The organism is Exiguobacterium sp. s145 (assembly GCF_018618835.1).
Classification (GTDB): domain Bacteria; phylum Bacillota; class Bacilli; order Exiguobacteriales; family Exiguobacteriaceae; genus Exiguobacterium_A; species Exiguobacterium_A artemiae.
On the sequence record NZ_JACSMV010000024.1, the window covers coordinates 12,214 to 35,182 of the forward strand.

Here is a 22,969-nt window from a genome sequence, read left to right on the forward strand (position 1 = left end):
GTTTTCTTAATGAAAAAGATAAGTGTAATTATACCTAGTTTTAACAATAAAAGTGAAGTTCTAGAAAGATTGATAAGTTCTTTAAACGAACAAACTATGGACAAAAAAGATTTTGAAGTAATATTTATTGATGATGGATCTAGTGATTTTAACGCTTACAAAAGACTAAAAGAAAAAACAGCTAATCATGATAATTATCATGTATATCGTATATCTCCATCTGGTTGGTCGAGTAGACCTCGTAATAAAGGTATAAAATTGGCTGATTCTAAATATATTTTTTTCAGCGATGATGATGATACTATATTTCCACAAGCGCTAGAGCGTATGTATAATTTTGCTGAGAAGAATGATTTAGATGTTGTCAATCCTAAAGTTGTCAAAACAAAAGGTTGGTCGTGGGGATGGGACGAGTACCAATCGAACAAAATAGATGCCCAACAAGATGGCATTAGCTCAATGGGACCGATGACTGTTCCTAAACTATATAGAAAAGAATTTTTAATTGAAAATGATTTATATTTTTCTGAAGGGGAAAAAATTTGGTGGGAAGATGTTATGTATTCTTGCCTTGTGTATAGTAAAAAACCTAAGATCGGAATTTTGGCAGACTATCCTATTTATCATTGGAGAGAACAAAATGTTTCTGCGGGATTTGGTAAAGACTTAAACTATAAATGGATGCAACTTAACAATTTAGCTGAATTTTTTAAGAATCATTTGGAAGAAGAAGATAAAATAACAATGATTACACATTGGTACAATTCTCGTATTCTAGGGGCTATCCGTAAAAACTTTCACACTAAAAAGGATGCAACAAAAGAACTAGAATTCAATAATGCTAGAATATGGAAAGATAAACATGTTTCGGAAGAAGTCATTTCTCGATTAGATACAAGAAGTAAGATACTAGATAAAATATTGGAATTAAATTTACCTCAGCTAGCTATTTCTTATTCAAAATCAAAAGCAGATATTACAGCACGTAGTTATATTAAAGAAATTTATTTTGATAAAGATGAAATTATTTTTACTACAGAAGCAACCATTACGGACGGTGATTTGGATGCAAACAAGATTAAAATCAAGGGTAAACCAAAGTCACCAAAGTTAAATTTGCCTAAAGATGTAAAAAAAGTATTATCAAAAGATTTAACCGTCTATCAAGATATAGATTTTGAAAAAAATATGTATTTGCCTATTTTAAAAGGTAGATTTACTAGAACAACGTGGGATATTAAAAATATAAAAAATAATGAATTTACTTATAAAACATCTTTAATGGGCTATGAAGTGACTAGTAAACTAACATTTGGATTAAAGTTAGATCAATTTATTCAAGATCAGATTGATGCTCAACAACCATATGATCTTGCTACAAGGTTTTCCTATTTAGATTACTTTTCTCAAAGAGGGATTGCATGCACAGAGGATTTTAAGCGTACGGCAATAATAAATGGAAATACGTATTTGATATATAAAAATGCATCTGAATTACTGTCGATTGATTTAAATTCTACAGTTAAGAATTTTTTAGACTTTATACAATTGGATGTAAAAGAGTTAGAAATTAAAGATAATTTTATAAGAATACCATTAAAATTAGAGTATATTTATGGTGTTTGCAAACAAGAATTGTTAGCTTCGATTTATAGTGAAAAATTTGACGGTTTTACAGAAACAAAAGTTTATTTAACTACAAATGAAGATAAAGCTTATTTAGAGTTGCATAATCCTAATAATATTAGTGGCGAAGTAGTAATAGATATTTCAATAGGAACTAAAACAAAAAGAATTTCCATAACAATATAAAAGAAGTCTCATGAATTTTTAAGTTCTGTACAGGTAAACAGAGGAAGTTACTAAACGTTTACTTGTGCAGTTTTTTTGTTTTTTTATAAATATTCAAAACGAATAAAATTACTGTATTTCAAATGAAAAAAAACTTAGAATCGTAATCGGATTTTTTTAGAATAATTAAGTTTTTAGTATGAATTCCAGTTTAGTAATCATGAATAATAAGGAATGTAGTAAATATATGTAAAATTTTTTCGTGGTTCTATTCGATACCACCCTTGATTTTTGTACAAAACCCGAAGCAGAGTAACATAAAAATAAGTTTTGGATTTTCGGTTATTTTTGATGATTCCTTTTGGAGGGCATTTGAAATAATATAAAAACAATTATCTTTATCAATTTAAAGTATGAAGTTTAAATGTATCAATGTTTTACTTTAACGATTACAACAAATCTTTCTAATTTAAGAATATTTAATAAATTGGAGGAAGGTTATGAAAAAAATCAGAAAAGCCATTATCCCGGCAGCGGGACTCGGGACACGTTTCTTGCCGGCGACAAAAGCGATGCCAAAAGAAATGTTACCGATCCTGACGAAACCGACGATTCAATACATCGTCGAGGAAGCAGTCGCGGCGGGTATTGAACAAATCATCATCGTCTCCGGACGAAACAAACGAGCGATCGAAGACCATTTTGATCACGCACCGGAGCTTGAGAACATCCTCCGGCAAAAAGGGAAGCTCGACTTGTTAAAAGAAGTCGATGCTTCGACGACGATGGCCGAGATTCATTACATCCGGCAAAAGGAACCAAAGGGACTCGGGCACGCCATTTGGAGTGCCCGTCATTTCATCGGTGATGAACCGTTCGCGGTGTTGCTCGGTGACGATATCATCGTCTCGGAACAACCGGGACTAAAGCAATTGATTGATCAGTATGAGGAACTGGAGTCCTCAATCGTCGGCGTTCGTCATGTGCCGACCAGTGACACGGACCGTTACGGCATCATTGACCCGTTGAAACAAGAGGGTCGTCGTTATCACGTCCGGCAGTTCGTCGAAAAACCGGCGCAAGGTACGGCACCATCAAACATGGCAATCATTGGACGGTACATCCTGACGCCGGCGATCTTTGCGTTCCTTGCCAAGCAAGAGGTTGGGTCAGGCGGCGAGATTCAGCTGACGGACGCGATTGAACGGTTAAATGGACAGGAAGACGTCTATGGTTATGAAATCGACGGTGACCGGTTTGATGTCGGGGAGAAGATGGGCTATGTCGAGACGACGCTTGCCTTTGCCTTAAAGGACGCTGAGATTCAAGCCGATGTCAAAGCCTTGCTTCGCCGGCACGTCGAAAGCTGGACCGATTAAACAATAAAAGCAAAGCCCACGGGTGAGCTTTGCCTTGATCAGGTCTGCTTCTTATTCATGTACGTTTTGACGCGTGGTGCCGTATACGTGCGGAAGCGTTCGAGCAACCGTTCCGGATCAGACTCGACGAGGAGCATCGCGGCGTGTTCCGGTATCAGGAAACCTTGCGTCTCCATCTGCTGAAACAACGTGACGAGCGGATCATAGTAGCCGTCGATGTTTAAAATGCCGCATGGTTTTTCATGTAAGCCAAGCTGTGCCCACGTGAAGACTTCAAAAAATTCTTCCATCGTTCCCGGACCACCCGGTAAGATGATGAATCCGTCTGCCAGTTTAGCCATCTTGGCTTTGCGATCGTGCATCGATTCGACGAGATGAAGCTCTGTCAGATTCGGATGGGCAATTTCTTTTTCCTGTAAGAAGTGCGGCAGGACACCGATCGCTTGTCCATTGGCTGCAAGGACCGCATCAGCGACAGCACCCATCGTTCCGACGCGTGACCCGCCATAGATAAGGTCAAGGTCATGACGTGCCAACGCGGTACCAAGCGTTGCTGCTGCCTGACGGAAAATCGGTGTTGCTCCATCTTTTGAATCACAAAACACTGCGAGTTTTTTCATCCATAGGTCCCCCTTGTTAAAATCGTCTTCTGTCAACATATCATATCAGGTCGTTTCGAATAAGAGGGATCATGTATCGTTATCATGAAAAATAACAGACTGGACTACGTCTGTGTAATGCAGAATAGGAGTGCAGACTTGTGCGACGGAAACGTACACAGTTCTGCACTCCTTTTTCGAAAAAAGAAAAGGACTTGCCAGCACCCACAAATTCATCCTAACGTTTAAGTTGCGAAACAAGAACGTTAAGGAGATGAAAGGAATGCTAACAATGTCCGAAATCAATTGTATCAAATTTTTAAGGAACCATAAATCCTATTCCATCAATAAGATTGCGAAAGATCTTAACCTGAACTGGCGAACTGCTAAAAAATATGCCGATGAGTCTTTTCTACCAAAAGAAAGTCCTTCTTCCAAGCGAGGCATGATGTATGGCACCCGTTGGGGCGAAATGATTGAGGAATGGCTACAGGAAGATGCGATGATGAAAAAGAAACAACGGCGAACCAATAAAAAACTATATGAGACCTTATGTACATATGGATTTGAAGGGTCCTACCGGACCGTCTGTCAATTCATAAAAGAATGGCGACTAGGTCGCGATGTAGAAAACGATAGTCGATTCGAACGATTGGCCCACCCTCCCGGAGAAGCACAAGTAGATTTTGGTGTCATGGAAGTCATAAAGGACAGTCATGCGGTCGATGTGCATTGCTTGATCCTATCCATGCCATATAGCAATCGAACAGCTGCGGTTGCATTACCAGCAGAGAACCAGGAATGTTTCCTGACCGGATTGAAGAGACTGTTCGAAGAAATCGGAGGCGTGCCGCAACAATTACGGATCGACAATCTCCCGGCAGCCGTCGCTAAAGTACGGACAACAAAGGAAGAAGCCATTTATACGGATGCCTTCCAACAATTCGTGGCGCACTATGGTTTCCAGGTTCAAAGCTGTAATCCGTACAGTGGGAATGAGAAAGGAAGCGTCGAAAACAAGGTCGGATATGTCCGTTACAACTTCCTAGTTCCTTCGCCCATCATGAATGACTTCGAGTCATTGAACCGGCGCCTCGCATCATCCCTCAGGGATGACATGGAACGTATCCATTACGAAAAAAAAGTACGGATCAAAGATCTCGTTGTGGAAGAGCAGAAGCATCTCCTTCGACTGCCGGAAGAAGACTTTCCGGTGTTTAGAGAGGAACTCTTGAAGGTGAACAAATATGGAGAAGTGACCATCGATCAAACGAAGATTCTCGTTCCATCAGGTTCCCGACATGGACAAGTGAGAGCAATCCTAAAATGGGACGATATGAAAATCATTTCTCGTCATGGAGAAATCCTGTACGAAGAAAAACGACCTTATATGATGACGAAACGGGCGTTACCTTGGGAAAGTATTCTCAACGAATGGTACAAAAAGCCACGTAGTTATGGTCATTCACGTCACGCGGAGTACCTCCCTGGACGAATTCGGGAGTATCTGAACATCCAAAATCTGATGATACGTAGAGAAAGACTGGGATGGCTACGTTCTAGATTAGTCCTGCATTCAATCACTGAAATCGATGAACGATTGTATGAGCTACTGAGCCAAAGCGATGCCTATTCTGACATCGAAGAGCATCCCTACGATGTCGACTGGAGCAAGTATGACAGTTTGAATCGACCATGGCAGAGTGAGGTGCAGTCGTGAATCTAAAAGAGATGTGCAAATCCCTTCGGCTCGCTTACGTCGCTGAAATTTACGAAGCGATTCCGATGGAATCGTCCGAGACGTTTCTCCTGACACTTTTTGAAATGGAGATGAGACTTCGTGAAGAAGCGAAGGCAGAGAGGCTCATAAAAAAAGCAAAATTCATCAATAATAAATCACTTGAGGACTATCGCTGGCATGACAACATCTACTTCCCTCGTCATCTTAAGAAAGAAGAATTGATGTCGCTCTCTTTCATCGATCATCAGCAAAACGTAGTGCTCACGGGTGCCCCCACTGGTAAGACACATCTTGCGATTGGTTTAGGACGGGAAGCTTGTCGTAAAGGAAAAGAAGTACGTTTCTTTCGTGTTTCGGAGCTCGTAGAGCAACTCACCAAAGCATGGCGTGACGGGAAGCTGAGTAGCTTCCATACACGCCTCGATTCTGCGGATCTTATCGTCTTGGATGAAATGGGCTATCTTCCATTATCCAAAGAGTCCGCAGAACTCCTGTTCCATCTCATTACAGACTGGTACGAAAAGAAAAGTATCATCATCACATCGAATCTAGAATTCAGTCAATGGAATCGTGTTTTCGCAGATCCAAGATTGACGTCAGCACTCGTCGATCGTGTGATTCATCATGCGCACATTCTGACCTTCACGGGCGACAGTTATCGTGTCACACATGCATTATCAAGAAATTAAATATGTACTGGCAAAGTTCTGTACTTTTTTCTGCAATTCACTGCACAAACCTATTGCAAAATACATACGTCAAACTGAAGGAGAAAAAGATGAAACCGAAAACCATCGTATGGCTCGTATTGCTGATTGCAGCAATCAATCTTGCAATCGGAATTTGGGTGCCGGAATCGCCGACGCGAACGACGATCAGCAGTGTGTTGCTTGGATTAGTCGTCTTACTCGGAATCGGTTATTTCATTGCCCTGCGTCATTCATCGAAATAAAAACAAAGCCGTCTCGTCTGTCTGGAGCAAACGAAACGGCTTTGTTTATGTGTGATCAGAAGTATTTAAGAATGAAGGAATATTCTAAAAAATCTATTTTTATACACGGATTCGACATAAAGACGGATAAAATGTAAAAATTACGCATCTTTCGTGACATATGACCCAAGTCTAAAGTAGCGGTAAGTGTAAATAATGTGCAAATTACACCAAATATTCGTATTCGAATATCCAAAGGGGGTCTAAGGATATATGATGTTGTTACAAAGCCAGACAAAAATATTAGGAGGTTGTTGATCATGAACTTAAAAAAGAAATTAGGAATTCTTGCAGGCGTAGTTACTTTATCATTAAGCCTGGGTTTTAATGGAGCATCACATTCTAATTTTAAAACGGATGTAGCGAAAGAAATCCCGTTCGAGTTTTCAATCAAACGTGATGTAGCGAAAGAAATCCCGTTCGAGTTTTCAATCAAACGTGATGTAGCGAAAGAAATCCCGTTCGAGTTTTCAATTAAACGTGATCTTGCTTAAAATATTTAATCTATTAAGTTATTTTTAATGAATTTGGATTTTGTATCTAAAATTATTTGACGATACTCTCTGATATTCATTAAATCGAATAAAAGAAAAGCTTTTGTATATGAATCGGAGATATCCTTAAAAGAGAACTTTAATAGTTCCTGACATTCCCCTTTTTGAGAATAGAGTTGTCCTAGTAAAGACATATCTTTTTCAAATAAGCTTATGCGAATGGCTTCTTCTACAATAAATAATGCTTTTTCAACCGCATGCAGCTTCATTAAAATTTTTGAGTAATTATAATGAATTCTAATTCTTTCAACTATCAATTCATCGCTATCAAAGTCAAGCTCCATCAATTCTTCATAAACAGCTCTACTATGTTTATAGCTTTTATTCTCAAAGTGTAAGATTGCGATTGCGGACTTAATTCTTAAAATCATACTAGGCGAGTAATACAATTTAGTGTAGTAATCTGATAGTTGTTGCAAGCCAATGATGCAAGTTCTATAGTCGATTTTTTTTAAACGATAAGAACTTAAATAATAGAAATACCGTACCAGTAAGTCCAACTCACGATCAAGTGGACTAGCATGTATTATCTTTTGAGTTTCCTGATAAATTGATTGAAATTCACCATTTCTAAAACGGATTAACAAATTTTCATCTAGTACCTTTAAAGATTCTCTATAATTCGTATGATCTAGAAACGTATTTATAGGAACCTGTAGTCTTCGCGATAACGCATATAACAAATCAACAGTTGGAGAATGAGTCCCGCTCTCAATTTTACTGATTTCGGCTTGGCTGCAAATCCCATTCGCCAAATCCTTCTGGGTCAGATTATGTTTCTTACGAAGACGGCGAAGGGCGAGACCAATCTGCGGTGTCGTGAATTGATCCATCGGGTTCTGTCCTTTCTGTCCAGTGGATTTGAGAAATGATTCCCTTTTCATTATAGAAGGGAATCTGATGAGACACCAATCTTTTACTTCTAAAGTTCGTCAACGTGTTGTCTGCCATTTCAAACGAAAAGAAAGGGGTAACTCCTATGAATCTCACCTTTAAAGAATCGCGCCGAACCATGACTTCTTCGGGCTGGTGCTTAAATGCTGCTCATGTCTCGGTCGCACCCTTGGCAAGTCGGGAAATGGACCGGATCAAACCACCGGCGAAACGTGAATTAAAAACTTCATAATGACGTCTCTCGACGTGGCTTCATTCCGTCACCGGTCTGAAGCCTTTTTTATCATCATCAACTGAAAGGAGTGGGCATATGATTGGATTAACGATTCTTTCCGAAAGCCAAGGTTGGTTGCATCAACTTGATCCGACCCCTGAGCTCATCACGTTTTGTGAACAGCATCGTTTTTCGATGGATCGTTATGATTACGATCAGCATACGTTTTTGGATTTACTCGATTATATGGAGTTTCAAGAATTCGAACACTATTTATTTATCTTACGCGGACCGGGTGAACGGACGCTGCGACTCGTCGCGTATTTACAACAACGGATGTTACATGTCCAGTTCCACTTGATGAATGAACGGGGCGACGTGTTATTTGGGGACCCATATTTCTTGAACGGAGGGCAGGTACCGCTTGAAACGTCCTTCGTTTCTGAGCAACCGATTGCCTTACAAGATGCCTTGATGTCTTTGTTCACAGGTGTCTATCCGGATGCGGCGTCGCGTCATCCGCAACCGTTACGTCATGTCTATGTCGAGGAGACGGCGTTACTTGACTCGATTGAGCCGTCCTTGTTTGATCAGATGACGATCAACAGCCTGCTTTACATCGATCAGTCGACTCGTCATGATTTGCCGGTGATTGAACTGATGAGTCGGACACCGGTCTTGCTGGCATTTTCCGATACGTTGCCGTTTGACATCAAGGAACGACTGGCGGCGTTTGATCGCCAGGCGTTACAGCTGGCGTTTCAGCAGTGGCATGACACGGGGATCATTTCGAACGAGGAACACCGTGCCGGGATCATGGATTATGCGACACTTGCCGGACTGACCGTGTCCCATCGTTTGTTTATCTGTAATTTTGGAATTTTCGCGGATTACGGGCAACGTCTCCAACTTAGTGACACATTTGCCGTCAATGTGTGTCAGTTGCGCGAGCGGCAACGGGAACAGCTCGAGGCGCTTGCACCAGTTGCGCAACTGACGCTTTATCCGCTCTTGTTCCAATTGGCATCCGCTTTTAAAGGAACGAGCCGATTCGTGACGCCGTACAGTGATCTTGAACTGCCCCGAACGGACGGGAAGATTGGTCCGCTGTCGATGGTCGGTATTCAAAACACGGAAGGCTGTTTTGCGTTTGAACTGACGACGAACCAACTGTTTGAGACGGATGAAATTTTTCTTGCGATCCTCGAAGCCGATCAAAAAGAACGGTTCGACATCTTGCCGGAACGGCTGGGGGCAGACTATGAAGCGGCCATACAGACTTATAAGGAGTTGATTTATCATGGATGAGCGACCGTTGTTTGGTCCATTCTCAAGAAAAGGGAGCTACTCTCGTGTTGAGGTTCTCGATAACTTGTTTGCCGATGACCGCTTCGTCGCCTTGTATCAAGAAACTGCTACCTTACCGGAAATTGATGAATTGATGTTATACCGCCGTTATCTTCGAAAAGAAGACCGTGTCCTTTTATACGGAACGTTTTCTCCTGACCTGTTTAATACGTTATGCCAAGAAGGCTATGACCTGTATCTGGTCGAACCGGAATTGAACCGGATCACTGGCATCTCGTCTCGTTACATGGACCGCGTCTATGGGCTGAGTAATGAGTTGGTCGATGTGATGGGCAGCGGGGCGTTTGATAAAATCGTGTTGCCGGGGACGACGATTGCGCGTTATTCACGAGGAGAGTTGTTGTTGTTCTTCCGGAATGTCCGACAACTGTTGACGCCGGCGGGGCAATTACTCGTGAACATCCACAATGCGACGTATTTAAAAACACACGTCCAACCGATTGCCTCACGACGAGTTCAAGATTGTACATTATTTTACGGACAAAAAGTTGACCGTAACCGACTGATCTTTAATTTATATTTGAAATCGCATGAGGACGAAAAGGTCAGCTATGCGATTGAGCATCTGTATGAGCCGGATACCTTATTTGAATTTGCGAAACTGTCACGCTATACAGGGCGGACACTGTATGAGGGGAAAACTGTCAGTATTCTCGAACTCGATAAAATAGGCTGAGAGAAATCGATTCTGTATCCACTGGGTGCAGAATTTTTTTCGAAAACAAAAATAGTTCTTCAAATTAATTAAAATATTTTTTATACTGGTTTCAATAGGTCTAAAGGTGGGGTAATAAAAAGAGCAGTCCTTAATCGTCAGTGAAGTTTACATCATCAAGAAAATCGGAGGATAGGTAAACGTTATGGATGAGAAGACGACACAAGCACGGCAAGCCAGTTGTTTATCCTTTATCACGACGTTGTTTCCAGAGGAAACCTTTCAGTTCGTTGAACAGCAGACACTTCCGGACGCTTTTGGACATACCGGAACACACTTTACGTTCAAATCTGCCTTACGTGAGTTAAAACTCAGCTTTGTCAGTCAAGCACACAGTCGTTTTGAGCGGGTCTTTTTAGCGGAAAAAACAGCATCTTCCCCGTTCTTCAGCCGGATGATGGAAGCGACATATGAAGAGGGTCAATTATACATCCATCACATTTTGAAGTCAGATTAGCGTACAAAAAACACGATGAGACGTGCACAGGAAACATCCTGTCCGCTTCTCATCGTGTTTTTTTATCAAATCTTGATTGACTGTAATCCCTGTTGCAACGCCTGATTCAGTGATGTCGCCATCTGATCCCGAACCTCTTTCGTGAGCAAACGACCGTTGAAATACACTTCGCTCGACAGTGTCAGATGAACAAGAAGATCTTCAAGGACAGGCTTGACATCTAGCGGCTGGTTCGGCTCGAGCGACTGATCGATAAAGTCCTGTAACGAAGGATGTTGGACATACTTTGGATCAATGAGATCGATTACCGTCGTATTCAAGGCCATAGCCAATCGTTCCAGGACCTGTGTCGTGGGGATTCGTTGACCCCGTTCATAGGCCGAAATGGAAGTAACGGTCTCTCCACACCGTTCTGCTAAATGTTTTTGGGTGTACCGGTGTTGTTTTCGCAGTTGCATGATTTTTTTTCCGAGAGCACGATTCACAGTACTCAACTCCTATTCTTACATCCGTACATTATAGTACTAAATAACCATTTTAGTACTATCACAAACCTTTGAAATGTAAAAAAAAGTTTTACATAAAAAATAATTGCATGATTATGTATGTAATGGATTTAAAATTCAGATAACTTTTATGATATTGTCTATTTCAGGAATGACAGGAAAGGAGAACATGCTATTCTAGTGAAAGAAATAGTAATGGAGGTTCAGTTGTGATGAAAAAAATTCCTTGGTCGGGTTATGTGACGTTACTCGTCTTGATTATTTTGTTTATAGCGAGTTCGATGCCGTATGAAGAACAGTCACTCAAACCGGGTTTATCCCGTTATTTTAATCTAGATTTTGTGGAGCAGTTACGATTTATTTCGTTTGACTACAATGGGGAAGTCAGTGTGGCGGCGCTTGGAGCGTCTGGTTTCGTTGAGTTCTTCATTCGTAAGGCGGCACATGTCTCGATTTTTATCGTCCTCGGTATCGCGTTAATTGATTTAACGATTCGTTTGATGAGTCCTGTCCCGTTGGCTGCTGTATTTGCCTATACGTTAGCAATTACGATTGCCGTGTTTGACGAATTCCATCAGATTTTGACCGGTGGACGGACCGGATTGATCCAAGATGTGTTGCTGGATGGAACGGGGGCATTAATCGGGATTCTCTTATATCTGTTAATTTGGAAAAAACGACCAAACCATCAACCGATTCGTTCTACGTAAGTCTTCGGTCCTAGTTTTTTTTGACGGGAGCAGGTTTTGTTTGATTGAGGTCGAATCCTTAAGGCTAACACCATTAACTAAAAGGAGCGAATCGTATGAAAACACCTCATCTATTGATTACAAGTGCCGGGCGTCGCGCAAAACTGGTCGACTATTTTGTCAGAGACTGGACAACTGGTCGTGTCAGTACGGCTGATTGTAATCCGTTGGCCGCCGCACTATACATGACCGAGCACCATTATATTGTGCCGAAAATAGATGAGGTCGACTATATCGATCATCTGCTTCGGCTTTGTCAGACCGAAGAAGTGACGGCCATCCTGTCCTTGATTGATCCGGAACTTGGATTACTGGCAGAAGCGACAGAACGTTTTCAGGCGATTGGTGTGACGGTCATCGTCTCATCTCACGAAGCGTGCCAGCTCTGTTTTGACAAGTACGCTATGTATGAATATTGTCTCAGCCGAGGCATCGCTCATGCGCAGACGTATCATTCGATTGAATCGTTCCGAGAAGCACTGGCTCTGTCCGAAATCAAGTTGCCCGTTTTCATCAAGCCGCGTAGCGGCAGTGCCAGCATTGAGGTCAGACGAGTCGAGACACTTGCGGAAGTCGAGCAACTGTTTGCGAAAAATAGCGGGTTGATCGTTCAGGAACTGTTGGTCGGTCAAGAACTGGGGGTGGACGCTTACGTCGATTTGATTTCCGGTAAGGTCACGTCCATCTTCATCAAGGAAAAATTGACGATGCGAGCCGGAGAGACTGATAAAAGTCGATCCGTCGTCCGGGAAGATGTGTTCGAATTGATCGAACAGGTGCTCGAACATTCCGGACTGGTCGGTCCGCTGGATTTTGATTTGTTTGATGTCGATGGTACGTTGTATCTCTCGGAAATCAATCCACGGTTTGGCGGCGGTTATCCCCATGCCTATGAATGTGGCGTCAATTTTCCGGCGCAACTCTTCCGTAATCTTCAGCACGAGGTCAACCCGCCGCACATCGGAAACTATACGAGCGACTTGTACATGTTGAAGCACGATACGATGACACTGGTCTCGGCAGCTGCGTTACAACAAATGAAACGTTGAAAAAATAAGGAACTGATTTCGTAAGAAATCAGTTCCTTATTTTTGTGTAGAAACAAATTATTAAGAAATCGAAATCCGGGAGCGTTTTAAACACTGGACAGCCGATGTCCAACTGCCGAACAAGGCGTTGATTGTCGAGGTGCTTGGAACAGACCGTCCTTCCGCCCATTTGCGGTAATGGATGATGCTGAGGGACGGGAGCTCACGTTGCGCCTGCGTCAAGGCTTCGAGCACATCTTCCTCGACCCACTTCCGACGAGGAGGGGCAATGTCAAGACACGCGAGGGCATCGACCCACGATCCATATTTTCGGGCAATCGTCGCGACCGTCGGATGTCCGTTTTCTTGCGCCCAAATCGAGTAGGTCTGGGTCGTTAAGCGCGGAAGAACGTCCGATGCTTCGAGGAGCGCGTTGATGATGCGTTCTTCTGTCATACAGATCGAACGTGTCATCTCGATATGGGCCTCCTCAAGGGCCCGTGACCATGACCCGAAACGTAGATTGATTAACGTCAAGGAAGGACCGTGCTTTGCTTTGGCCCATTCCCGGTAGCTGTTGCTGTGGAATGGGTGCAGACGCTCCGATGCTTCCTGGATGAAAGCGAGGATTTCCTGATCCGAGTAATACGGACGAATCGATGACAGTCCGGCAGCATGTAACGCTTCACGCCATGAACCGAACACGTTGATGATCGTCGTGATGGAAGGAATTTCTTTTCCAGTCGACCAGCGGGCATACGTTTTGGCGTCTAAGGCAGGGTAAGCGATGGTGGCTTCGATTAAGCTGTCGATTACTTGTTGTTCTGTCCATTTCTTCATGATGTTATACCCCTTTCATGTAGGTGTTCGTCTAGGTGTGGGTACTTTCTTGTGAGGTTGTGCGACGGCGTGTCGCATAAATCAGCAAACTGAGCCAAATGAAGTAAAATCCACTCGGTCGGACGAGTACGCTTTCTGTGAACTGAAGAAACAGCAACCAAAGACTGAGCACGAGCAAGGCAATCGATAAGGAATCATCATAACGGTAATCCCGAATCAATCGAACGAGTATCAGGAGGAACGAAGCAAGATAGAGCAACAGACCGACGACGCCCAATTCATACAGATAGACGATCGGCGTGCTGTGGAACGTATACAACGTGCTCGGACCAAGTTGTTCTTCGAGTCCAACAGCAGAAGAGCCGAGTCCATGTCCAAACCAAAGGCGGTCGGTGGAAGCCGCAATTCCTGCCTGCCAGAGTGCACTGCGTCCATTGAGACTGATCACTTGTGAAAACAAGGCTTGGTTAAACGACATCGAGAGAAGAACGATACCGGCGCCAAGCAAGTAAAGCGCCGTCACTTGGTAGCGAAGCCGTTTCCGTTTTAACCGTAAGACGGTCGTCAGCAACGCAAGCAGGAAAAAGGAGTAAATTCCGGTCTGGGAGGCACTCAGGATCAAACCAATAACGATCAGCAACAGGAAGCTTCCGAACAAGAGACAGAAACGCCATCTGTTCCGGGCAAGCGACTGGAGGACATACATCCAGGCGATGAGTCCACCGGGAACGAGCCAAGCGGCAAAGGTATTGGGATTATTCGTCAGGCTGGCCGAGCGGAGAAAGCTGCCTTGTTCTCCGACATACAGCTGAGATAAGGAAACGGGACCAAGTCGTAACGATTGAATGTTATCGATTGGGACATAGTGTTGACCAAATGAGACAAGTAAGGCATACGCTGCAAGAAATAAGGCCTGATACAAGAGAATGAGGTTCAATAACTGAAACCAATGAACGAATGGGAGAGCGGTAAGTGATAGGACGATGATGACAAAAAGCCATGTCGTAAACAGATGGAGTAACGAAAGCGAAGAAGCAGTAGCTGGACGAAACAGAAAAACAAGCGTGTGAAAGGTGAGGTAGATCAAAAACAAGTTGACGAGTCGTTGCGTCAAAGCACGTGATGGAAAATACAAGGGACGGGTGATGAGATAAAACGTCACGAACAGAGCGAGATAGACAACGGCGATCCATACGTTCCACTGATGCGGCAGGACTTCGTCCGTAAAAGATAAAGGACGGGTCCATAAATCGATCGTTACCCAAAGTGCTAGGGTGAATAAGCCAATCGATTCAGGTATATTGACTGATTTTAACATCATTACTAATCTCTATCCACCCTTCATATAGGACTTATTACCGAATTTCGCACTTATTAATCATCAAATTGGTATTTACCCTTAATTTTATGAACATCATGCAGTTTATGGGGATGATTTTGATGAAACGGCGATCATTTTTATGTGAATCGTCTTTTTTTCGTGAATCAATCTTTTTCGGTGAGTTAACGATACGCGGGCATAATGACTCCTCAAAAAAATATAATCATTTCCACCAAGCTCTAATTGTTTTGGTAGCCGTTTGGAAATAAGGTGTAACCATAACCAATGTCCATCCAACGTGTCAGGTAACGAGAAAGAGGTGAACAGCGTGAGCTCCATCCATCAAAAAAAGACATTCGGAGATCATTTGACGACATTGAAGAAAGGCTGGTGGATTCTCTGCTTGCTAGCGATTCTATTTGCGGGTGCAGGATATGCGGTCAGCACCTATGTGATTCCTCCGACCTATGAGGCGACTGCCTACATCCTTGTTGTTCCGCAACAAGATACGGAAGCGACAGCCACGACGACACTCGTCAGTACCTATCAGGATATCCTGAGAAGTCCGGAAGTCATCGATCAGGTCGCTCAAAAGATGGACGTGACCGATAAACGAATTTTTGACTTAACGGACCGCCTGACCGTCTCCAGTAACTTGGATTCGCAAGTCATCGCCTTATCCATCACGGATCGATCGGCGGAACAGGCAGCGATCCAAGCGAACACGATGACGGAAGTCTTTCAGGATTATTTACCTCAATTGATCAAAACGAGCAGCACGGAAGTCTTCTCGACGGCACGGATCCCGACGAAACCCGTCTCACCGAATATCCTCATGAACACAGCAATCGGTGGCATCCTCGGTCTCTTGTTCGGATTATTGATCGTCTACTCCCGGGCCCTTGGAAAAAAGTCAGTCGCTGAAGAAACAAAAGAACCGGCTTACCCGCAAGCTGTCAGCCGTCCTAGCCGTTCATAACCAGAGAAAGGAGGAGCCGTCATGCAAGCCCCACCACTTCATCAGTACCGCAGGCATCTCAAAATCGGTCTTTTGCGGTTGATCGACGCCGCGGTCATCATCGCAGCGACGGTCGTGACATTCTATTTCTTCAATCCCCTGAATCTGACCGCGAACTTTGAACTGGTCGATGCAGTCGAAATCGCTTTGATCCAATGGGTGGCCTTGACACTCGTTGCTCACTGGATGCGTTTTTATCAAATCATCTGGCGTTATGCCAGTCTGCGTGACCTCGGTGTCTTACTCGTCGTCGTCGTCGCCAGCAGCTTCGTCTTACTCGGTCTCGAATATGCGCTCTTCGACTTTGCGGTCGAACGGGCCGTCTTTCTTCAAACCGGTCTTATCTTAAACGGCATCTTGTTCGTCCGGCTGTTGATCCGGGGACGTCACCTTGAATTGAAACGGGAGCGGACACTCGGAAAACGGACGTTGATCATCGGTGCCGGCGCCTCCGGTCAGATGATTACAAAAGAACTGAAACAGAAAAAAGCACACATCCTCAACGTCGTCGGGTTACTCGATGATTTGACGGAGCTGAAAGGGATGATGATCCATGGTGTCCCGGTCGTCGGAGCCATCGAACAGCTCGAGTGCATCATCGAGGAATACAAAATTGAGGCCGTCGTGCTTGCCATCCCGTCCTTGTCCTATCCGGACCGGGTCGCTTTGCTGAACCGGATCAAACAGACGAAAGTCGAAGCGCATACGTTACCGATGCTCGTGGAACTGGCATCCGGGAAAGTGTCCGTCAATCAGATCCGGGAAGTCTCGATCGCCGATTTGCTCGGACGGGAACCGGTCGAACTTGATATCACGGAAATTGAACGGAGTGTCAGTCAGGCGACGGTGCTCGTGACCGGCGCCGGCGGATCAATCGGCTCTGAAATTTGCCGCCAGCTGGCGAAGTTCAAACCGGATCATCTGATTTTACTCGGTCATGGTGAAAACAGCATCTACTTGATCCGTCGGGAACTGGAAGCCGTGACGGACGGCATCACGCTTCATTCCGTCATCGCCGATGTGCAGGATGCGGACCGGATGATGGACGTGATGCAACGTTTCAAACCGGATCTCGTCTATCACGCAGCGGCTCATAAACACGTTCCGCTGATGGAAGATAATCCGAGTGAAGCCGTCAAAAACAATGTTTACGGGACGCGGAACGTCGCTTTGGCGGCGGAAGCAGCCGGCGTCAAACGGTTTGTGATGATTTCGACCGATAAAGCGGTCAATCCGACAAGTGTGATGGGGGCGACGAAACGCATCGCCGAGATGGTCATTCAGCAAATCGCCCGCAACAGCGAAACGACCTTCGCCGTCGTCCGCTTCGGAAACGTCCTCGGCAGCCGCGGCTCGGTCATCCCACTCTTCAAGGAACAGATCGCGAACGGGGGACCGATCACCGTGACGGATCCCGCGATGACCCGTTACTTCATGACGATCCCGGAAGCGAGCCGGCTTGTCATCCAAGCGAGTGTCCTCGCTGAAGGGGGCGAAGTATTTGTCCTCGATATGGGGGAACCGGTCAACATCACGACGCTCGCCCGCAACTTGATTCACTTGAGTGGATTTACGGAAGAACAGATCCCGATCGTCTACAGCGGTATCCGCAAAGGCGAAAAGTTGTACGAAGAATTACTGGCGACCGAGGAGGTTCACGAAGAGCGGGTCTTCGATAAGATTTTAGTCGGAAAGACCCGGCCGTTCGGTTCAATTGATCCGTATCTCCGCGATATTGCGCTCGCGATTGACGATGAACAGGCACTTCGGACGTATTTACTCGAAGCGACGAATCGAACCGGTCCGATTCCGGAAACGATTCCACCCGCGATTCGGGTCGCCCGGGAATAAAGGGGGGAGACGGTATGAAATCAGCCCGGCAGTTATCACGCTTCAATCTCATCTTCGTCGCCGATACAGCGTATTCGCTGCACCAGTGGATGATCCTGACCCTGTTGATCAAATGGAGCACCCCGCTCAACATCGGTTATTTCAATTATGCGCTCGCTTTGACGGCACCCATCGTCATGTTTTGTTGGCTCAATGCCAGTACGATTCTGACGGCAGAACGTTCCGGGCTGAAGAACTTCAGTCTTTTCATCAAAACCCGTTTTTCCTTGCTGACGGTCGGTGTCTTCGTCTTACTCGTCGTCTACTACTTCTTCGGAGAAGCCGACATCTTATGGCTGACGTTACTCGTCTACTTGAACAAATACATGGAATCGTTCGCTGATCTCGCTTACGGATTCCTCCAAGGTCACATGGCATTCAAGGAAGTCGCCTTATCAAAAATCTTCCGCAGTCTCGTCAATGTGTCGGGAGCCGCCTTGATTTTGTTTACGACCCATTCGATTCACGGGTTCGTGCTTGCATTGGTCGCGGGGAACTTGGTCATGCTCGTCCTGTATGACTTACCGACTGTCCGGCGCATCGGTCATGGTTTTGAAAACAACACGATGAGCGAGCGGTATCAAACGGGACGACAGTTATTTATCAAAGCCGTCCCACTGGGCTTCGTCGCCTTGCTGATTGCCTTGAACGCCAACATTCCCCGCTTGTTCGTCGGTCAAGCCATCGGGACGGAAGAACTCGGTTACTACGCGAGTATCGCTTACCTGCTGGTCCTTGGCAGTTTATTTATCCACTCACTCGTCGCAGTCTTGTTACCGAACTTCTCGTCTGACAGCGGGGAACGGCAAAGTCTCCCGGAACTGCGGAAGCTGACCCGCTCGATGCTGCTGATGACAAATGCAGTCGGTATCCTGTTGATTATCGGATCCATCTTCTTTGGGAAGTGGGGGCTGACGATTTTCTACAATGCCTCCTTCGTTCAGTACCATACGATTTTTGTCCTGATGATGGTCGCCTCACTCTTTTTCTACAATTCCACCGTCATCCAAGCATTGTTGACCGGATTCCAACAGTTCCGGGTCCAGACGATCTCGATCTTCGGCAGTGTCGTCGTCAACATCGTCGCCTGCAGCGTCTTGATTCCGATGTACGGGTTGTTCGGGGCGACGATCGCTTACGCTCTCTGTGCCGTCACCCAGATCGGACTACTGATTCCCGCACTCTATCGTTCACTCTATCCACGTAAACTCGCACTCGCCATCGAACAAAGCAGCTGAAGGAGGGGAAAAGCATGCGGCCGATCCTGATTGTCATTGCCATCGAAGCCTTGCTCAGCCAATTGGTTCGACCGCTCTTTTTGACTTCTGAAGGATACGTCGCGACACTCCTGGTCATCAACTCGGTCCTGTTGATGTGGTACCTCTTGAAACAAGCGGACACGACGCCACTTTTTCTCATCTTCGTCACCGCGTTTCTGGTACGACTGACCTTGATGCTGGTCGATCTCGAACTGTTCCGGCTCCCGCCGCACAGCGGGGATGATACGGAGGCGTTCCATCTGGAGGGATTGCTGATCTATACCGATCCGACGACATTCAACGAGGTCGTCCGGGGAAGTTACTCGAAGTTTTTGGGTCTCTTTTATCTCGCGTTTGGACCGGAGCGGATGTTGGCCCAGTATTTAAACGTCATCCTCGGTGTCGTCTCAATCGTCATTTTGTCGAAAACACTGTTGCTGCTGAAGTTACCGATGCATTACGTCTTGATCGCAACCGGAATCTTCGCCTTCTTCGCCCAAGGGCTGTTGCTCTCACCGATTCTCCTGCGGGACCAAATCGTTGCACTCGGCATGGTCTACACGCTTTATTACATGGTGCGCTGGACGGTTGAAAAATCAGCCGTCAGCCTGACGCTCGCGTATACCGGTTACTTCGTCAGCACCGTGTTTCACTCGGGACTCGCCATCGGCATTCTCGTGTTACTCGTCTACTTCTCGTTCTACAACCACGAGACGAAGCGGATGGATTTCGAAGCATCGAAGGTCCAGCGGCTCCTCGTTCAAGTCGTGCTCGTCGGATTCATCGTCTACAGCTTCCAGGACGTCTTGTTCGCGAAATTTACCCATGTCTCACAAAACGGGCAATTGTTCAGCGGAATGAGTTATGACCGTGGTGTATCGGCTTATCTGAACGGACTGACGGTGACGGGACCACTCGATATGATCGTCTATTCTCCGATCCGGATGATCTACTTCCTGTTCTCGCCGTTCCCGTGGCAGTGGTCGAGCCTGATGAACATCGCGATTTTCTTCGCCGACGCTGTCTTTTATCTCCTGCTGTTTGGTCTGACGATGCTGCATCTGAAATACCTCAAACAGCATCCGTTTGGCAGTGTGCTTCTGTTCATGTTGATTCTCTTCGTCGTTAACGCCTTGATTTTTGGTCTCGGGACCGGGAATGTCGGGACGGCGATCCGCCATCGCTACAAATTGTTCCCGATGCTGTTGATTGTCTATACATCGATTCATTACATCCGCTATCAGGTGCTTCATCACTTCGAGGAGGTTGAGAAACGTGCAGAATAAAACGATTTTGATTACCGGGATTGCTGGCTTCATCGGATTTCATGCGGCACGTCGCTTTTTGGCAGAAGGGTACCGGGTCGTCGGACTGGATGAAGTCAATGATTATTACGATCCGGCATTAAAGGAAGCCCGGTTGATCGAACTGGATCCAAGCCGCTACACGTTTTACCGGATTTCCCTTGAAGATACAGCAGCCGTCCACACGGTGTTCGAGACGGAGCAGATTGATCTCGTGCTTCACCTGGCCGCCCAAGCCGGTGTCCGGTACAGCATCGATCGGCCGGATGTCTACATCACCTCAAACATCGTCGGTTTCCTCTCGATCCTAGAAGCGTGTCGACATCATCCGGTCGAACAACTGATTTATGCTTCCTCCAGTTCCGTTTACGGCTCGAATACTAAGATGCCGTTTGCGACGACGGATGCGGTCGACCATCCGCTCAGCCTCTACGCCGCTTCGAAAAAAGCGAATGAGCTGATGGCCCACACGTACAGCAGTCTTTACGGAATCAAAACGACCGGTCTTCGCTTCTTCAGTGTCTATGGACCGTGGGGACGCCCGGACATGGCACTGTTCAAGTTCACGGAAGCGATTGCGAATGGTCAACCGATCGATCTGTACAACTACGGTGAGATGGGACGCGACTTCACGTATGTCGACGACATCATCGAAAGCATCTACCGGCTGATGCAGACCGAACCGGTCGCCGATCCGGCATTTGATCAGGAAAATCCCTTGCCCGACCGCAGCGATGTCCCGTATCGGGTCTTCAACATCGGCAGTCACAGCCCGATCCGGCTGAATGAATTCGTCGCCTTGATCGAACAGCGACTCGGCAAAAAAGCCATCAAACACGAGATGCCGCTCCAGGCAGGCGACGTTCCGGAAAGTTTCGCTGACGTGACCTCATTGTTCGAAACGATTGGCTACCGTCCGCAGACGACGATCGAAGACGGGGTCCACGCATTCATCGACTGGTATGAACGTCATTATCAGCTGAAGGAGGAAGTGCAAGATGGCGCTTAAAGAAGATTTCTACTACAGATCTCCGATATTTATTCAGAATATTTTGACTTCTATTTACGGTAAAAAGCTGATGCAGGAACGATATGGACCCGAATACGAAGCGAAGATGAAAGAACTGCGGGAGAAAGACCGGACGGTGGATTACCGGGTCGAACAGCTGGAACGTCTCAATGCGTTTCTGCTGTTCGTCCAAGCACACACACCGTACTATCAAAAGCTGTTTCAAGAACACGATATCCGATTACCCTTCACCTCACTGGAACAGCTGAAGACGATTCCGATCCTTGAGAAAGAGACGCTCAGGCAACAAAATGAAGCGTTCATGTCGAACATCGATGCGCCGGTTCGCGGCCGAACCGGCGGAACGAGCGGGAAGTCACTCCAAGTCGCCTTCGTACGCGAAGACGTGCAGGAACGGATGGCACATCTCGATTACTTCAAGGAACTGCACGGCTTTTATTCCGGCATGCGCCGGGCGAGTTTCACCGGTCGGACGTTGACGGCGGTGGATCAGAAAAAACCGATCTTCTGGCGGATGAACCGACCGTTAAATCAATTGTTATTGTCGATCTTCCACATGAAAGAAGAGAACTTTCCCGCTTATATCGCGGAGCTGAATCGTTTTCGACCGGCAGCGCTTGACGGGACACCAACGGCGATGCTCGAAATCGCCCAATATTTACTCAAAAACAATCTCCGGCTTGAGTTTCAGTTGGTCGCGATTTTTCCGACATCGGAGACGGTGACACCGGAGATGCGGCACCTGCTCGAAGAAGCTTTTCAAGCTCCGGTCTTTGACCAGTACGGTTCCTCGGAAGGGGCACCAATCATTTCCGAATGCCGGGAGCGGAAACTCCATCTGCATCACGAAACGGGCATCATCGAACCGTACGGAGAGGGCGGAGAGGTCGTCGTCACATGTTTTACGACACGCGGGACACCGCTGATCCGCTACCGGATCGGCGACCGGATGACGCTCAGCAACGAACAGTGCAACTGCGGCTTAAACGGTCCGGTCATTGAGTCGATTGACGGACGCGGGACAAGCTACATCGTCAGTGAAAAGCGCGGCAAAGTGTTTGAAGGAGACATCACGACGATTGCCCGCGAATTACCGAACTCGGTCTTACGCCTGCAAGTCGAACAATACGCATTAAATCAAGTGACGCTCCGGTACATTCCGGACGAACAACGGTTTGTCCCGAAACATGAAAAAATCTTATTACGCGAGATGCAGAAGCTGCTCGGTTCCTCGATGCAAGTCACGCTCGAGCCGGTCCGGCAGATGAAGCAGGAACCGAATGGGAAAACACTGATCGTCAGACAGTCGATGAAATAGGAG

The 22,969-nt window shown here is 45.8% G+C and carries 23 protein-coding genes; 18 read left to right on the forward strand and 5 right to left on the reverse strand.

Annotated elements, in window-relative coordinates:
* The first annotated feature begins 9 nt into the window (after positions 1 to 9).
* Positions 10 to 1,812 (forward strand): glycosyltransferase family 2 protein, encoded by a 1,803-nt coding sequence (locus KNQ07_RS14125; RefSeq protein ID WP_214767373.1) that lies wholly within the window; start codon positions 10 to 12, stop codon positions 1,810 to 1,812.
* A 479-nt stretch (positions 1,813 to 2,291) separates the two neighbouring features.
* The gene (gene galU, locus KNQ07_RS14130) at positions 2,292 to 3,170 is read left to right on the forward strand and encodes a UTP--glucose-1-phosphate uridylyltransferase GalU (RefSeq protein ID WP_214767375.1); all 879 of its coding nucleotides are present in this window, start codon (positions 2,292 to 2,294) and stop codon (positions 3,168 to 3,170) included.
* A gap of 38 nt (positions 3,171 to 3,208) precedes the next feature.
* On the opposite strand, the gene KNQ07_RS14135 is transcribed toward galU, so the two are convergent.
* The gene (locus KNQ07_RS14135; protein WP_214767377.1) at positions 3,209 to 3,790 is read right to left on the reverse strand and encodes an LOG family protein; all 582 of its coding nucleotides are present in this window, start codon (positions 3,788 to 3,790) and stop codon (positions 3,209 to 3,211) included.
* A gap of 262 nt (positions 3,791 to 4,052) precedes the next feature.
* On the opposite strand from KNQ07_RS14135, the gene istA reads away from it, so the two are divergent.
* From istA to KNQ07_RS14155, 4 genes are all read left to right on the forward strand, one after another.
* Entirely contained in the window at positions 4,053 to 5,489 is a 1,437-nt protein-coding gene (gene istA, locus KNQ07_RS14140; RefSeq protein WP_214767379.1) for an IS21 family transposase, read from the forward strand.
* Between the two features lie 11 nt (positions 5,490 to 5,500).
* Positions 5,501 to 6,199 (forward strand): IS21-like element helper ATPase IstB, encoded by a 699-nt coding sequence (gene istB / locus KNQ07_RS14145; RefSeq protein WP_214767440.1) that lies wholly within the window; start codon positions 5,501 to 5,503, stop codon positions 6,197 to 6,199.
* Between the two features lie 89 nt (positions 6,200 to 6,288).
* The gene (locus KNQ07_RS14150) at positions 6,289 to 6,462 is read left to right on the forward strand and encodes a hypothetical protein (RefSeq protein ID WP_167331054.1); all 174 of its coding nucleotides are present in this window, start codon (positions 6,289 to 6,291) and stop codon (positions 6,460 to 6,462) included.
* Between the two features lie 299 nt (positions 6,463 to 6,761).
* Entirely contained in the window at positions 6,762 to 6,995 is a 234-nt protein-coding gene (locus KNQ07_RS14155) for a hypothetical protein (protein WP_214767381.1), read from the forward strand.
* A 5-nt stretch (positions 6,996 to 7,000) separates the two neighbouring features.
* Here the strand turns inward: KNQ07_RS14155 and KNQ07_RS14160 are convergent, their stop codons facing one another.
* Positions 7,001 to 7,888, reverse strand: coding sequence for a helix-turn-helix domain-containing protein (locus tag KNQ07_RS14160; protein ID WP_214767383.1), 888 nt, complete (start codon positions 7,886 to 7,888; stop codon positions 7,001 to 7,003).
* Positions 7,889 to 8,034: 146 nt separating this feature from the next.
* Between KNQ07_RS14160 and KNQ07_RS14165 the strand changes: the two genes are divergently transcribed.
* From KNQ07_RS14165 to KNQ07_RS14180, 4 genes are all read left to right on the forward strand, one after another.
* Positions 8,035 to 8,181, forward strand: a complete 147-nt coding sequence (locus KNQ07_RS14165) for a hypothetical protein (RefSeq protein ID WP_214767384.1) — start codon at positions 8,035 to 8,037, stop codon at positions 8,179 to 8,181.
* 78 nt (positions 8,182 to 8,259) lie between these two features.
* A complete protein-coding gene (locus KNQ07_RS14170) occupies positions 8,260 to 9,471 on the forward strand; it encodes a hypothetical protein (protein WP_214767386.1) in 1,212 nt (403 codons plus the stop codon).
* Positions 9,464 to 10,207, forward strand: a complete 744-nt coding sequence (locus KNQ07_RS14175) for a hypothetical protein (RefSeq protein WP_214767388.1) — start codon at positions 9,464 to 9,466, stop codon at positions 10,205 to 10,207. Before KNQ07_RS14170 ends, KNQ07_RS14175 begins: the two co-directional genes overlap by 8 nt.
* Before the next feature lie 184 nt (positions 10,208 to 10,391).
* Positions 10,392 to 10,703, forward strand: a complete 312-nt coding sequence (locus KNQ07_RS14180) for a hypothetical protein (RefSeq protein ID WP_026832004.1) — start codon at positions 10,392 to 10,394, stop codon at positions 10,701 to 10,703.
* Positions 10,704 to 10,768: 65 nt separating this feature from the next.
* On the opposite strand, the gene KNQ07_RS14185 is transcribed toward KNQ07_RS14180, so the two are convergent.
* Positions 10,769 to 11,188: a helix-turn-helix domain-containing protein gene (locus KNQ07_RS14185; protein WP_214767390.1), complete on the reverse strand. Its 420-nt coding sequence runs from the start codon at positions 11,186 to 11,188 to the stop codon at positions 10,769 to 10,771.
* A gap of 233 nt (positions 11,189 to 11,421) precedes the next feature.
* Between KNQ07_RS14185 and KNQ07_RS14190 the strand changes: the two genes are divergently transcribed.
* Complete coding sequence (locus KNQ07_RS14190; RefSeq protein WP_251139564.1) at positions 11,422 to 11,919, forward strand: VanZ family protein; 498 nt, start codon at positions 11,422 to 11,424, stop codon at positions 11,917 to 11,919.
* Between the two features lie 95 nt (positions 11,920 to 12,014).
* A complete protein-coding gene (locus KNQ07_RS14195) occupies positions 12,015 to 13,007 on the forward strand; it encodes an ATP-grasp domain-containing protein (protein WP_214767394.1) in 993 nt (330 codons plus the stop codon).
* Positions 13,008 to 13,067: 60 nt separating this feature from the next.
* Here KNQ07_RS14195 and KNQ07_RS14200 read toward each other — a convergent pair whose 3' ends face one another.
* Both KNQ07_RS14200 and KNQ07_RS14205 read right to left on the reverse strand, forming a co-directional pair.
* The gene (locus KNQ07_RS14200) at positions 13,068 to 13,826 is read right to left on the reverse strand and encodes a hypothetical protein (protein WP_214767396.1); all 759 of its coding nucleotides are present in this window, start codon (positions 13,824 to 13,826) and stop codon (positions 13,068 to 13,070) included.
* Between the two features lie 31 nt (positions 13,827 to 13,857).
* Complete coding sequence (locus KNQ07_RS14205; RefSeq protein WP_251139565.1) at positions 13,858 to 15,147, reverse strand: O-antigen ligase family protein; 1,290 nt, start codon at positions 15,145 to 15,147, stop codon at positions 13,858 to 13,860.
* A 328-nt stretch (positions 15,148 to 15,475) separates the two neighbouring features.
* On the opposite strand from KNQ07_RS14205, the gene KNQ07_RS14210 reads away from it, so the two are divergent.
* Genes KNQ07_RS14210 through KNQ07_RS14235 form a run of 6 tightly spaced genes read left to right on the forward strand, consistent with a single transcriptional unit; the run spans position 15,476 to position 22,966 of the window.
* Complete coding sequence (locus KNQ07_RS14210; RefSeq protein WP_214767398.1) at positions 15,476 to 16,126, forward strand: YveK family protein; 651 nt, start codon at positions 15,476 to 15,478, stop codon at positions 16,124 to 16,126.
* A gap of 21 nt (positions 16,127 to 16,147) precedes the next feature.
* The gene (locus KNQ07_RS14215; RefSeq protein WP_214767400.1) at positions 16,148 to 18,016 is read left to right on the forward strand and encodes a polysaccharide biosynthesis protein; all 1,869 of its coding nucleotides are present in this window, start codon (positions 16,148 to 16,150) and stop codon (positions 18,014 to 18,016) included.
* 14 nt (positions 18,017 to 18,030) lie between these two features.
* Positions 18,031 to 19,293, forward strand: a complete 1,263-nt coding sequence (locus KNQ07_RS14220) for an oligosaccharide flippase family protein (protein WP_214767402.1) — start codon at positions 18,031 to 18,033, stop codon at positions 19,291 to 19,293.
* A gap of 14 nt (positions 19,294 to 19,307) precedes the next feature.
* Positions 19,308 to 20,600 (forward strand): hypothetical protein, encoded by a 1,293-nt coding sequence (locus KNQ07_RS14225; protein WP_214767404.1) that lies wholly within the window; start codon positions 19,308 to 19,310, stop codon positions 20,598 to 20,600.
* Positions 20,590 to 21,627, forward strand: coding sequence for an NAD-dependent epimerase (locus tag KNQ07_RS14230; protein ID WP_214767406.1), 1,038 nt, complete (start codon positions 20,590 to 20,592; stop codon positions 21,625 to 21,627). The genes KNQ07_RS14225 and KNQ07_RS14230 overlap by 11 nt, the downstream gene beginning before the upstream one ends.
* A complete protein-coding gene (locus tag KNQ07_RS14235) occupies positions 21,617 to 22,966 on the forward strand; it encodes a phenylacetate--CoA ligase family protein (RefSeq protein ID WP_214767408.1) in 1,350 nt (449 codons plus the stop codon). Before KNQ07_RS14230 ends, KNQ07_RS14235 begins: the two co-directional genes overlap by 11 nt.
* Positions 22,967 to 22,969: the final 3 nt, after the last annotated feature.